General features: G+C 49.6%; 13 protein-coding genes. All 13 read right to left on the bottom strand.

Translation table 11 applies throughout. The annotated features are described in order from the left end of the window. Complete coding sequence (gene tdh, locus KNO61_RS02775) at positions 1–1077, bottom strand: L-threonine 3-dehydrogenase (RefSeq protein ID WP_214872575.1); 1077 nt, start codon at positions 1075–1077, stop codon at positions 1–3. 166 nt (positions 1078–1243) lie between these two features. Then, positions 1244–1504: a stage V sporulation protein S gene (locus tag KNO61_RS02770; protein ID WP_012726477.1), complete on the bottom strand. Its 261-nt coding sequence runs from the start codon at positions 1502–1504 to the stop codon at positions 1244–1246. Between the two features lie 26 nt (positions 1505–1530). Next, positions 1531–2325 carry a TIGR00282 family metallophosphoesterase gene (locus KNO61_RS02765; RefSeq protein WP_031423460.1) on the bottom strand — a complete coding sequence of 265 codons (795 nt, stop codon included), beginning with the start codon at positions 2323–2325 and terminating at the stop codon, positions 1531–1533. Positions 2326–2373: 48 nt separating this feature from the next. Next, positions 2374–3936 (bottom strand): ribonuclease Y, encoded by a 1563-nt coding sequence (gene rny / locus KNO61_RS02760; protein ID WP_035387855.1) that lies wholly within the window; start codon positions 3934–3936, stop codon positions 2374–2376. Between the two features lie 188 nt (positions 3937–4124). Next, positions 4125–5174 carry a recombinase RecA gene (gene recA / locus KNO61_RS02755; protein WP_012726480.1) on the bottom strand — a complete coding sequence of 350 codons (1050 nt, stop codon included), beginning with the start codon at positions 5172–5174 and terminating at the stop codon, positions 4125–4127. Positions 5175–5250: 76 nt separating this feature from the next. Beyond that, the gene (locus tag KNO61_RS02750) at positions 5251–6477 is read right to left on the bottom strand and encodes a competence/damage-inducible protein A (protein ID WP_214686901.1); all 1227 of its coding nucleotides are present in this window, start codon (positions 6475–6477) and stop codon (positions 5251–5253) included. A gap of 62 nt (positions 6478–6539) precedes the next feature. Then, complete coding sequence (gene pgsA, locus KNO61_RS02745; protein WP_074036832.1) at positions 6540–7118, bottom strand: CDP-diacylglycerol--glycerol-3-phosphate 3-phosphatidyltransferase; 579 nt, start codon at positions 7116–7118, stop codon at positions 6540–6542. A gap of 32 nt (positions 7119–7150) precedes the next feature. Then, on the bottom strand, positions 7151–8023 hold the full coding sequence (locus KNO61_RS02740) for a helix-turn-helix domain-containing protein (protein ID WP_214686902.1): 873 nt from the start codon (positions 8021–8023) through the stop codon (positions 7151–7153). 27 nt (positions 8024–8050) lie between these two features. After that, positions 8051–8827 (bottom strand): YmfK family protein, encoded by a 777-nt coding sequence (locus KNO61_RS02735; RefSeq protein ID WP_012726484.1) that lies wholly within the window; start codon positions 8825–8827, stop codon positions 8051–8053. 93 nt (positions 8828–8920) lie between these two features. Continuing rightward, positions 8921–9616, bottom strand: coding sequence for an elongation factor P 5-aminopentanone reductase (gene ymfI / locus KNO61_RS02730; protein ID WP_214730598.1), 696 nt, complete (start codon positions 9614–9616; stop codon positions 8921–8923). Then, positions 9613–10872: an EF-P 5-aminopentanol modification-associated protein YfmH gene (yfmH, locus tag KNO61_RS02725; RefSeq protein ID WP_078147048.1), complete on the bottom strand. Its 1260-nt coding sequence runs from the start codon at positions 10870–10872 to the stop codon at positions 9613–9615. The genes ymfI and yfmH overlap by 4 nt, the downstream gene beginning before the upstream one ends. Continuing rightward, positions 10869–12107, bottom strand: a complete 1239-nt coding sequence (gene yfmF / locus KNO61_RS02720; RefSeq protein ID WP_078147049.1) for an EF-P 5-aminopentanol modification-associated protein YfmF — start codon at positions 12105–12107, stop codon at positions 10869–10871. Before yfmF ends, yfmH begins: the two co-directional genes overlap by 4 nt. 7 nt (positions 12108–12114) lie before the next feature. After that, positions 12115–12666 carry a cob(I)yrinic acid a,c-diamide adenosyltransferase gene (locus KNO61_RS02715; RefSeq protein ID WP_214684091.1) on the bottom strand — a complete coding sequence of 184 codons (552 nt, stop codon included), beginning with the start codon at positions 12664–12666 and terminating at the stop codon, positions 12115–12117. Positions 12667–12682: the final 16 nt, after the last annotated feature.

The raw sequence follows: 12682 nt of genomic DNA, 5'->3' as shown, positions 1-12682 counted from the left end.
TTAAGGTATTAAGACGACCTTTCCACATTTCCCTGCCCGCATGAGTTCGAACCCTTTTTCGAACTCTTCGAGCTTGAAGACGTGTGTGATGATCGGTTCGACGTCCAACTGACCCGTCGCAAGCATCGTCGAGACTTGACTCCACGTTTCATACATCTTGCGGCCTGTGATTCCTTGGACGCGGACCCCTTTAAAGACGACGTCCCGTGTGAGGTCGATGGCGACCGGACGAGCCGGGAGTGACAAGACGTTGACGTCCCCGCCTGCCGTGACCATCTTAAACGCTTGATCGATGGCAATCGGGTGTCCGCTCATCTCACAGACGACATCGATTCCGTCTCCGTCGGTCTCACGCTCAATCAACTCGAGCGGATTCTCTTCTAAACTGTTGATGACGACATCTGCCCCCATCGCTTCGGCGAGTTTTAAACGATATGGATTGACGTCAATCGCATAGACACGACTCGCCCCTGCTGCTTTGGCGACGCCGACCGCCATGAGTCCGATTGGCCCACAACCGACGATGGCGACCGATTTGGCAGACACGTCACTCGCCAATACCGTATGAACCGCATTTCCTAGAGGTTCTTGAATCGAGGCGAGTTTCGCTGGCATCGACTCCGGGTTCACCCATAGATTCTCTTCAGGCATGACGACGTATTCTGCGAAGCAGCCTTGCGTGTCCACCCCGATGATTTTTGTGTTCTTACAGATGTGGTACTGCCCGCGCAAACATTGCTTACACTGATGACAGACGATATGTGTTTCAGCAGACACCGTCTGTCCGACTTTAATCCGTTTCGTCCCCTCCCCGATCGCCACGACTTCCCCCGAAAACTCATGACCGAATACGTATGGTGGTTTGACGCGGCTCTGTGACCATTCATCCCATTCATAGATGTGGACATCGGTCCCGCAAATCGATGTCGCTTTAACTTGAATGAGCACTTCTCCAGGTCCTGGTGTCGGAACTGGTACGTCGACCAGTTTTGCCCCAAACCCGGCCGTGTGTTTTTGAATCGCTTTCATTACTGGTGTCGTTGATTCCGTCTCTTTGGTTGACACAAGTTGTTCCATTGAAAACGTCCCCCTCTTGTCTCTAATGATCGAACGATACGTTCTTTATCATCTTGTCATAAAATGACGAAACTGAGAAGATGGAACGTCCGATTTACACAAAAAAAGAGAAGCCATCCGCGCCGATGGCTCCTCTTCACAAGAATAGGACCTATGTCCCGACCGCTCATCGCGGCTCAATGATGAGCTTGATGGCAGTACGTTCCTCTCCGTCAATCATAATATCAGTAAAGGCCGGAATGCAAATCAAATCGAGACCGCTTGGCGCGACGAAGCCTCGGGCAATCGCGACGGCTTTGATGGACTGATTCAGTGCACCTGCCCCAATCGCCTGTATCTCACACGTTCCTTTTTCACGTAGCACACCCGCTAAAGCACCCGCAACGGAGTTAGGGTTCGATTTTGCCGAAACTTTGAGTACGTCCATTCTTGTTTCCCCCTCGGGTAGGTTGTTCAATCAAACCAGACGGTCTGATCATCTAGGTGTATTCGTTCGATTTTTGTCGCTCGTTTCGTCTGATCATCGATTGTAATGAAAACTCCATTAAGTTGTTCCCGTCCCTCGGCAACTTCAAACCGAACTGGGAGTTGTGTCATAAATTTTTTTAAAACAACGGATGCATCCATGCCGAGTACCCCGTCAAGTGGACCGGTCATCCCGACGTCGGTGATGTACGCTGTCCCGTTCGGCAAGACACGTTCATCTGCCGTCTGTACGTGCGTATGCGTCCCGACTACGGCTTGAGCGCGACCGTCGAGATGATAGCCCATGGCGATCTTCTCGCTTGTCGCCTCAGCATGGACATCCACAAAGATCGCATCGACCTCATCGCGCACTTCTTCGACGAGACGGTCGACGGTACGGAACGGACAGTCAAGAGACGGCAAGAAGACATTTCCCATGACATTGATCACGGCCAATTTCTTCCCATTTTGTTTCAACTTCATCATGCCAACCCCAGGTGTCCCGTCCGGATAGTTGGCCGGACGGACGATGCGGTCGGCGTCGTCGATCCACTCAAAGATGTCACGGTTGTCCCACGTGTGGTTTCCCATCGTTACCCCATGAAAGCCAAGCTCCAAAAACTGTTGGTAAATCTTTTTCGTAAGACCACGTCCATTTGCTGCGTTCTCACCGTTGACGAGCATGAACGTCGGGTTGTATTTGTCTTTCAAGCGTCCGATTTGTTTCGTCAATATATCACGACCTGGTTTCCCGACCACATCACCGATAAATAAAATTTTCATATAAAGTCCTCCCTCAAACAGAAAAAGCGGAGAAATTCTCCGCTTCGTTTACTTCGCATAATCGACGGAACGTGTTTCACGAATGACCGTCACTTTGATTTGTCCAGGATAATCGAGTTCATCCTCGATTCGCTTACAAATATCGCGTGCCATCTTACCGGCGACGACATCGTCAACGACATCAGGGCGAACGATAATTCGAACTTCACGTCCTGCTTGAATCGCATACGATTTCTCGACACCTTCGAACGACTCACAGATTGATTCGAGTCGCTCAAGACGACGGATGTAGCTTTCAAGCGTCTCTTGGCGAGCTCCAGGACGCGCTGCTGACAAGGCATCAGCCGCTGCCACAAGTACTGCAATCGTCGATGTCGCCTCGACGTCCCCGTGGTGGGAAGCGATCGAATTGATGACGACCGGATGTTCTTTGTATTTCGTCGCAAGTTCTACACCGATTTCAACATGACTACCTTCGACTTCATGGTCGATCGCTTTCCCGATATCGTGTAAGAGTCCGGCCCGTTTGGCGAGTGTGACGTCTTCACCAAGTTCGGCTGCCATCATCCCGGCAAGGTGTGCCACCTCAACCGAGTGAGACAAGACGTTCTGACCATAACTTGTACGATAACGCATGCGACCGAGCGTCTTGACAAGGTCTGGATGGAGTCCGTGAATTCCGGCTTCAAACGTAGCTTCCTCCCCGTATTCACGAATGCGTTCATCCACTTCACGGCGAGACTTCTCTACCATTTCTTCAATTCGAGCGGGGTGAATCCGACCGTCTTGAACGAGTTTTTCAAGCGTCATCTTCGCGATTTCACGACGAACCGGGTCGAACCCTGACAAGATGACGGCTTCTGGTGTGTCATCGATGATGAGGTCAATCCCAGTCAACGTTTCGAGCGTCCGGATGTTACGTCCTTCGCGCCCGATGATACGACCCTTCATCTCATCACTCGGTAAGTTGACAACGGATACCGTCGTCTCGGCGACATGTTCAGCTGCATATCGTTGCATCGTGAGAGATAAGAGGTGTTTCGCTTTTTTATCCGCTTCTTGTTTTGCTTTTTGCTCGATTTCTTTTTGAAGGAGAGCAGCATCGTGAAGCGCTTCCTGCTTCGCTTCGTCCATGATGATGGTACGTGCTTCATCTTTCGAGAGGGATGCCACGCGTACAAGTTCTCGGCGTGCCTCTTCGTATAACTCCTCCACTTTGCTTTCGAGCATTTCTGCTTCACGCTTGCGTTTTTCGAGTCCTCGTTCCTGTTCATCTAGCGAGTCTTCTTTCCGCTCGAGCATGTCTGCTTTGCGGTCAAGAAGCTCTTCCTTTTGAACGAGGCGATTCTCTTTCACTTTCTGTTCTTCGCGACGTTCACGCAATTCTTGTTCCGTCTCATTACGAAGTTGAATCATCTCTTCTTTTACTTCAAGCCGTGCTTCTTTTTGCATCGCTTCCGATTGTTGTTTTGCTTGCTCTACAATCTTAGTCGCTTCCGTCTCGGCACCTTGAATCTTCGCTTCGGCGATCGATTTACGCACAAAAAAACCTGCAACAAAAGCTATCGGCAAAAGGAGGATCAGAATAAGCCAGTATAGCCATTCCATCATGTTCACCTCCCTTTCGCAAGGTTATTTTATTTTTTTAATAAGTGAGATACACGGGCAAGCCCGCGCATAACTTTATTGTACTTATTTAATAGGGAGAATGCAATGCACGGACAGGATAGAACTACCAATTGCCTAAAAAATTATACTAAAAAAATCTCACTCGAAAGAATTCGAGTGAGACGATGTGCTTATTCGTCATCGAGAAGTGAGAGGACTTCGTCGTCTTCGCCTTCGACCGTGACCGTTTTTTCTCCATTCAATCCGTAGTGATCTCGAATCTGTTGTTCGACCTCAGCTGCGATTGCTGGATTTTCTTTCATGTATTGCTTGGCGTTTTCACGGCCTTGACCAAGACGTTCTTCATTGAACGAGTACCAAGCTCCGCTCTTTTGAACGATGTCGAGGTCTGCACCGATATCGATGAGTTCCCCTTCACGCGAGATCCCCTCACCATACATAATATCAACTTCCGCTGTTTTGAACGGAGGTGCAATCTTGTTTTTTACAATCTTGATCTTCGTACGGTTCCCGACCATATCTTGACCTTGTTTGAGCGTCTCCGCACGACGAACTTCAAGACGTACAGAAGAGTAGAATTTCAAGGCACGGCCCCCTGGAGTCGTTTCCGGGTTACCGAACATGATCCCAATCTTCTCACGGATTTGGTTGATGAAGATGACAATCGTTTTCGACTTGTTCGTCGCACCAGACAACTTACGAAGTGCTTGAGACATCAAACGAGCTTGAAGACCGACGTGCGAGTCTCCCATTTCCCCTTCGATTTCGGCTTTCGGTACGAGTGCCGCAACCGAGTCGACGACGAGGATATCAACTGCTCCCGAGCGAACGAGCGCTTCAGCGATTTCGAGCGCTTGCTCCCCAGTATCCGGCTGTGAAAGGAGCAACTCATCGATGTTGACCCCAAGATTTTTAGCATACTTCGGATCGAGTGCGTGCTCGGCATCAACGAATGCTGCTTGACCGCCACGCTTTTGGACTTCTGCAATCGCATGAAGGGCAACCGTCGTCTTACCTGAAGATTCTGGTCCGTATACTTCGATGACACGACCGCGTGGATATCCACCCGCACCGAGCGCGACGTCGAGGGCGATTGACCCTGAAGGGATGACCGATACTTGTTGGTCTGTATTTTCACCAAGGCGCATGATTGAGCCTTTACCGAATTGTTTTTCAATCTGGCGCAATGCCATTTCTAACGCTTGTTTACGATCACTCATAGATAAATGAGCCTCCTTTAATTGATACTCTTATTATACGTGAACACTGTACGATACACAAGTTTTTTACGAACATTTATTCGCCTTTTTTGATTCGTTGAATGAGGGCCCATAATCCGTCCTTCGCGGCTCGCATGCGGATGATATTCCGTTCTTGATGGGGATACGTCCGCTCGATGACTTCTATTCCGTTTGGTGTCTTCACTCCGATATAGACCGTACCGATCGGACGACCCGAATTCGATGTCGGTCCTGCCTCTCCCGTGAAAGAGAGGGCGTAGTCGGCATGGGTGGTCTTTGACAATCCGTCCACCATCTCATAGGCAACTTCTTTTGAGACGACTGAGTGCTGTTCAATTGTATCAAGCGAGACCCCTAAATACCTATTTTTTAGCTCATCCGAATAGGTCACGACTCCACCTAGAAAGACGACTGAAGCGCCAGGTGTTGATGTAACCATCGATTGTACCTCACCGCCGGTCAACGACTCAGCAACAGCGAATGTTCGATTCAATCTAGACAATGTTTGGACAAGGTGTGATGCAATCGTCTCATCGTCAGAGCCAAAGTAGTACGAACCGACCCGTTTCAGGATTTCAGTCTTCACTTTTTCAATCATCTGACGCGCGGTCACCTCGTCCGTCGCACGGGCACTGATCCGAAGTCTTGCCTCTCCCGTCTCGGCGTAGGGGGCAACGGTCGGATTCGAACCATCCAATAAGTCCTTCACGGCATCATCGAGAGCGGATTCTCCAATCTCATAAAACCGTAATGATTCTGAGACGAGCGTCGCTCCTGATAGTTTCTTAGGAAACGTCGCCTCGACCAATGCTTTCATCTCACGTGGCACACCCGGTAAAAGCAACCACGTCGTATCTCCGGCAATCCACATGCCCGGGGCAAGCCCGACCGGATTTGGTAATACGTCTGCTCCGCTGAGCACGTCGGCTTGGCGAGCGTCCCCATCGTTCATCAATCGATTTCGTGACACGAGGAAACGTTGAATCGTCTCATACGCTTCCTCATCTCGCACAATCGGACGTTCGAGTAAGTCGGAAAGGACCACCTTTGTGACATCATCCGCTGTCGGACCGAGTCCACCCGTGACGATGACAAAGTCGGAACGACGACGGGCGATTTCAAACGTCTCTCGCATTCGTACCGCGTTATCCCCGACAACTTGATGATACAAGACCGGCACACCGTACTTCGACAGTTGTTCTGATATGTAACTCGCATTCGTATTGACGATTTCCCCTAAGAGCAACTCGCTTCCTACCGCAATGATTTCGGCTCGTTTCATCTCATTTCCTCCTCAACTTCAAAAAAAAGACGAGCTAGATCAACCAACTCGTCTCTGTCGACTTACATCGACTTCACAATAATCTTATAGTTTTGTGCGAAATATTCGGCACCTGAGTAAATTGTAAGTACGAGCGCCAACCACATCGCCCATTCGCCAAACGGGATCCCGACATAGCTAAAGATCGGGTTACCGAACAGTAAGAAAATGATGGCAAAGAGCTGCACCCACGTCTTCGCTTTTCCAGATTTCCCGGCCGCGACGACAATCCCTTCATCGGCAGCGACGAGACGTAAGCCTGTAACCGCAAATTCACGTGATAGAATCACGACGACGACCCACGCCGCGACGAGATCCATCTCAACGAGCAACACAAGGGCCGCCGTGACGAGCAGTTTATCTGCGAGCGGGTCCATAAATTTACCAAAGTTCGTGACTAAGTTATGCTTACGAGCCAAATGTCCGTCTAACCAGTCTGTAATGGCCGCAATCGTAAAAATCACACCAGCGATAAATTGGTGCATCGGGATATCAGCGCCTAAAAAAGCGATGTTTCCCCAATCAAAATCAACAGCGAGTAAGACGACGAATACGGGGATCAAGACCACGCGTAGCATCGTCAATCGGTTAGGTAGGTTCATATAGAACGCCTCCTCTTAGAAGGAGAGTCGACTTATTCGGCGTCGACTCTCTTTACAAAAATATTTTGTGTGACCGGAGACTCTTGAAGCTCGAGCTCACGACCGTTGACGACGATTTTCTCAACGCCTGCGATGAGTCCGATTCGAATACGCAATGTGTCCGTCTCGGCATCTTCAATGACAATCGGATTCTGTTTCGACTGGTTCGGATACTCCGGTGCGAGAAAGGCTCCTTCTAACGACGTATCACGAACACCCACGTAAGAGGCAGGTGACTCCTTCACATAAATCTCGGTCGACAGTTTCTCGTTCGTCGCGAGTTCATAAGTGATATCTGCCCCATTCGACTCCTTCACCGCAATCGGACCAGATTCCGCTGGCGGTTCTTCTTCGGTCGGCTCCTCTTCAGTCGGTTCCTCCTCGACCGGTTCATCAGCCGGGACATCCTCATTCTGGTCGACTGTGACACCAGAACTTGGCGGTTCGGTAGGACTTGCATCCTGACCACCGAAGTCGATGCTTCTCACTGCGAAATAAATCGCGGTGATGAGCAAGAAGACCGTGAGAACGAGGAGAACTTTCGGAACCCATCTCGAGACCCGACTTGTCGACTCGGAAGCCTTCGAATACGTTTTCTTCCGAGAGAGTTGAACAGACGGCTGTGCCTCGATGACCGGTAAATCTTTTGCATATGTCTCGTATAATTCATCCACATCAAGGCCGAGCGACTCCGCATACGTCTTAATGAACGCCCGTGCATAAAAAGAGCCAGGGAGATTTTTGTAATCACCTTCCTCGATTGCGATGATATAGCGCTTTTGAATCTTCGTCGTCTGCTGGATTTGGTCGAGCGTCAATCCGCTCTCCTCACGCTTTTGTTTCAAAAAAGTCCCTAGTTCTGTCACAGGGGTCCACACCTTCCATTCACATAATTATTCAAACCATTCTGACTCACGATGCGTTTCTTGTGGGATGATGATCGTCTCATCCGGATTGTTTCTCAATTCAATAATATAATCAAAGTCTTCATACACGCAATCGGTGTTTCGGACGTACAGGTCAGGGTGTTCGATGACTTTCACGGCCGGCAACCGCATGACTTCACGAATGAGCTGGCGATGTCGTTCATCCATCGTTCGGGTAGAGACGGCACCATCAATTATGTATACGTGATCGCCTTCCCGTTCCTCTTCAAATAATGAGGTCCGAACGGTCTGTTTCATCAGTGTCGAGGAAAGAAACAACCATCGTTTGTTCGCACACACACTAGCTGCTACGATGGACTCCGTCTTTCCGACGCGTGGATTTCCACGAACACCGATTAACAAATGGCGTTCTTCCTTCATCAGTTCCGCAACGAAATCGACGAGAATGCCCAAATCTTCACGGACGAAGCGAAACGTTTTTTTGTCATCACTATCATGGTCGATATAACGACCGTGACGGATTGCAATCCGGTCTCGTAACTTCGGACGACGCAACTTGATGACGGCAATGGCTTCCATCCGCTTTAAAATATGCTCGAGTCGATGCACATGATCGGCGGCTGGTGCTTTGAGCAACATCCCCCGTCGCTGCAGATCGACCCCATTGATGGTGACGATGGAGATTTGAAGCATCCCCATGAGAGACGCGATGTCTCCCAGGATACCGGGTCGATTCTGACACAATTCATATTCGAGATACCACTCTTCGAATTTATGTTCCATCCCCAACCATCCTTTCGAGCGAGTTCGCTACCTTGCCTATTTTAAATTATTTTAGAAGAATTGAAAAGAACAGGTTTATTTACATGAATTGGATCATTGCCAACCGCCGTCGATGCGTAACACCGTGCCCGTTATATACGAGGCGTCCGGTGAACACAAGAAACGGATCGTGTTGGCCACGTCCTCTGCCGCACCGAGACGTCCTAGTGGAATGTCATCGAGCACGGATTGTTTCGACTCTTTTACCGTATCATTCATTGGCGTATCAATCCACCCCGGTGTCACCGCATTGACTCGAACATTGAACGGGCCGGCTTCTCGTGCGAACGCCTTGACGAAGCCGAGCTGTGCCGCTTTGACGGTTGAATAAAACACCTCAGCCGCCGCACCGACCTCTCCCCATACACTCGAGACGATCACGATATCCACGTGATGATCGTAAGGCTTCCTTGCTACGACGGACTGGATGAGTCGGATCATCGCTCGAACATGTACATCATATAGCCGGTCGAGCTCGTCCATTGACTGGTCGACGACGAGACCATGGAGCGCATGTCCTGCCACGTATACCATTCGATCGACATCCGGCATATCCTCTACCCATGACTCAACAGCTTCACGGTCTGTTAGGTCACAAGGGAGAATTTCTGCCGAAAGATTCTCTTCATCTATCAAATGACGGAGTCTTTCACGACCATCGTTCGCATGCAAAATCAGTTCATCTTCACGAAAAGCGAGCGAGACGGCACGTCCGATGGCACCGCTCGCTCCAACAATCAATGTCTTCATGGTTTTTTGACGACGCACACCGTTCGTTGTTCACGGCGGAACAAGCGCTCGTATGCTTCGTATAGTTCATCGAGCGTGATGGCATCAATCAAAGTCGGGATTTCAAACAAGTTCCCATCATTGAGCGCATAACGGGAGAACTGATTGGCGATGAACTCAGGTGAGTTCAATGCTTTCAAGAACTGTCCTTGCATCATGCGTTTCTTCCGGTCGAGCGTCTCTTGACTCAACTGAAGTGGACGTTCTAACGCCTCCGTCACACGGCTGACAAACGCGTCCACTTCCGACGTCTCCATCGACAAGGCGGCAAAAGCGAACGTCTCCTCTGACGTATAGTCAAACGAGAAGGCATCGTCAATCAATCCTTCAGCATAAAGTTCTGTATAAAGAGGTGCTGTCGTGTCGAAGAGCGCATGCATGAGTAGTTCTACTGTCAATTCTTGCTTCAGACCCGCTTCCCCAGCTTGCGGTATGTCCTTATACCCAATCATGACTTTCGGTACAGAGACGTCCATCTCGATGACCCGTTCTGACAGACGAACCGTGGTCGGCTCATCTACTGTCTCGCGAGCACTCAATCGTGGCGTTTCAAAAGATTTAGCTGCTTGATTATCTCGAATCAAGGCAAGCATCTCATCCGGTTCGATATTCCCGACGACGAACAATGCCATGTTGCTCGGATGATAGAACGCTTGATGACAGGTGTACAAGTCTTCCGCCGTGATCTTTGAAATCGATTCGATCGTACCTGCGATATCAATCTTGACGGGATGTGTCTCGTACATCGCCTCAATTAAACCAAAATACAAACGCCACCCCGGATTGTCTTGGTACATTTGAATTTCTTGACCAATGATTCCTTTCTCTTTCTCGACCGACTCTTTCGTGAAATAAGGGGTCTGGACGAAATCGAGCAGCGTCTGTACGTTTTCCGAGATCTTGGACGTGGCACCGAACAAATAAGCCGTCCGTGTGAAGGAAGTGAAAGCGTTCGCTGACGCTCCTTGACGACCGAATTGTTGGAAGACGTCACCATCTTCTTTCTCGAACATCTTATGTTCTAAGAAATGTGCGATACCATCGGGAACCTCGATCCAGTCTTCTAGTTTGAAGCGTCGATCAATCGATCCATATTTAGTCGTGAACGTCGCGAATGTTTTTTCATATCCAGTCTTTTTCAACAAGTAAACGGAGAGGCCATTGTCGAGAACGTGATGATGTAACGTCTCTCCGACGTTAGGAAAGTCTAATTTCATGCTTCTCCTCCTTTCAAGCAATAAACCGCTTCGAGTTCCATTTCTTTCGCAAGCGCGACGACATGATCTCGTGTCGTGTTTTCAATGATTGCCATCTCTTCGTCTAACGAGAACGGACGAACGTCTGCTCCACTCATCCAAGCAATCAATTGACGTGGACTGTCTCCAAGTTGTCGACGTTGATGGAACAACAACTCTTTCGTCTGTTGCAACGTCTCATCCTCAAACTCGCCCGCTTGTAAAGCGTTCAATTGCTCTTCGATGATCTGTTCGGTTTTTTGCTGGTTCGACGCATCGATGCCGGCATAGACGAACAACTTCCGACTGAGGGAACTATATTGTGAGGCGGCATAGTACGCCAGGCTCTCTTTTTCACGCACGTTCATGAACAGTTTCGAGTGAGGGAATCCACCGAACAGTCCATTCACGACTTGCATACGAATCGCCGCTTCCGTTCTTGGGTCGACATTGAGTGAATAAGCGAGATGGAGCTTGCTTTGTTTAATGTCTTGGTGTTCTTCCAAACGCTTGAACTCTCCTCGACTCGCTTCTGGTAACAGGCGTGGTCGACGTGTCCCAAGGGATTCCAATGGATTGAAAGCCTGTTCGACTTGCTCACGATTGACATCCCCGACAACATAGATGTCCACACGGTCATGTTGAATCATCGATTGATATGCAGCATACAATGATTTTGGTGTGACATGGTCGAGTTGCTCAAGCGTACCGAGTGACGGAATCGCAAGCTCTCCTCCGAGCATTTCTTGTAGACGCTGTTGGGCGAAACGCATTTTGTCATCATAGACCGATTCGATACGCTGACGTTGCAATCGACGTTCCTGCTCGACGATGAGTGGCTGAAACGCCCCATCGTATGCGTTCGGACGGAGGAGAACGTCTTCGAGTAACTCGATTGCCTGACTCAATACGTCTTCTCCGACAAGATGATCGTTGACGACTTCGAGTTGGAATTGGATGACGTGCTCCTTTCCGATCTTAGATGCACCAGCATATAAGTTTGTGTCATACAACTCCTCTAGCGGTGTGTGAAATAACTCAATGGACGGATACGTCGCCGTCGATTTCTCCATGATGAACGGGAGCAATGCCCGATCTGCGACCGTCTCCGCCGATAATGGAGCGGCGAATGACACGAGACAAGTCGTCGTTTTAAATTTCTTGGTCGGATAGACCGAGTAGTGCAATTGATGTTGGAACTGAACGATACCTTTCATCTGCCGATCACTCCTTTTTTCGTTTTGGTTGAAACACGGCAGCGCCGCGCGCATATTCTTGATCCGGCACCCCTGCCACGACGTTCGCGTAACGGGCAACCGTAAATAAATAATCACTCAAGCGGTTAAAGTAAGGCAATTGCCGGTCGGCGACTCCGAGAGCCGCTAAGTCACGCTCGACCCGTCGACAAACGGTACGAGCCACATGTAAGCTAGCTGCGGCAACGCTGCCGCCAGGAAGGATGAAGCGCACAAGTTCCGGACAGGACTCCTCCCACTCATCCATCCATCGTTCTAGTTCCGTCACGATCGACAAATCGACCATTTTCGGCGGTGCCTCAGCATACATCAGCTCCGATCCGAGGTCGAACAAGTCGTGCTGAATCTTCGTCAGCTGTATTCGGAGCGTCTCATCCTCTTGATGCGCGATGGCGAGTCCAATCTGACTATTCAACTCATCGAGATGACCCATCGCTTCAATCTGAGGATGGGATTTCTCGACACGACTACCGATTAATGATGTTTCACCCTTGTCGCCCGTTCGTGTATAACGTTTCATTCGACTCCCCCCTTAA

The sequence above is a fragment of the Exiguobacterium sp. s140 genome (genome assembly GCF_018617035.1).
Taxonomy (GTDB): domain Bacteria; phylum Bacillota; class Bacilli; order Exiguobacteriales; family Exiguobacteriaceae; genus Exiguobacterium; species Exiguobacterium profundum.
Note: the sequence above shows the minus strand (reverse complement) of the source record. Positions and strands in the feature narration are given on the sequence as shown.

Excerpts from the sequence above, each read along its gene's own strand:
- tdh (WP_214872575.1), bottom strand. The coding sequence starts at position 1,077 with ATGGAACAACTTGTGTCAACCAAAGAGACGGAATCAACGACACCAGTA.
- KNO61_RS02770 (WP_012726477.1), bottom strand. The coding sequence starts at position 1,504 with ATGGACGTACTCAAAGTTTCGGCAAAATCGAACCCTAACTCCGTTGCG.
- KNO61_RS02765 (WP_031423460.1), bottom strand. The coding sequence starts at position 2,325 with ATGAAAATTTTATTTATCGGTGATGTGGTCGGGAAACCAGGTCGTGAT.
- rny (WP_035387855.1), bottom strand. The coding sequence starts at position 3,936 with ATGATGGAATGGCTATACTGGCTTATTCTGATCCTCCTTTTGCCGATA.
- recA (WP_012726480.1), bottom strand. The coding sequence starts at position 5,174 with ATGAGTGATCGTAAACAAGCGTTAGAAATGGCATTGCGCCAGATTGAA.
- KNO61_RS02750 (WP_214686901.1), bottom strand. The coding sequence starts at position 6,477 with ATGAAACGAGCCGAAATCATTGCGGTAGGAAGCGAGTTGCTCTTAGGG.
- pgsA (WP_074036832.1), bottom strand. The coding sequence starts at position 7,118 with ATGAACCTACCTAACCGATTGACGATGCTACGCGTGGTCTTGATCCCC.
- KNO61_RS02735 (WP_012726484.1), bottom strand. The coding sequence starts at position 8,827 with ATGGAACATAAATTCGAAGAGTGGTATCTCGAATATGAATTGTGTCAG.
- ymfI (WP_214730598.1), bottom strand. The coding sequence starts at position 9,616 with ATGAAGACATTGATTGTTGGAGCGAGCGGTGCCATCGGACGTGCCGTC.
- yfmH (WP_078147048.1), bottom strand. The coding sequence starts at position 10,872 with ATGAAATTAGACTTTCCTAACGTCGGAGAGACGTTACATCATCACGTT.
- yfmF (WP_078147049.1), bottom strand. The coding sequence starts at position 12,107 with ATGAAAGGTATCGTTCAGTTCCAACATCAATTGCACTACTCGGTCTAT.
- KNO61_RS02715 (WP_214684091.1), bottom strand. The coding sequence starts at position 12,666 with ATGAAACGTTATACACGAACGGGCGACAAGGGTGAAACATCATTAATC.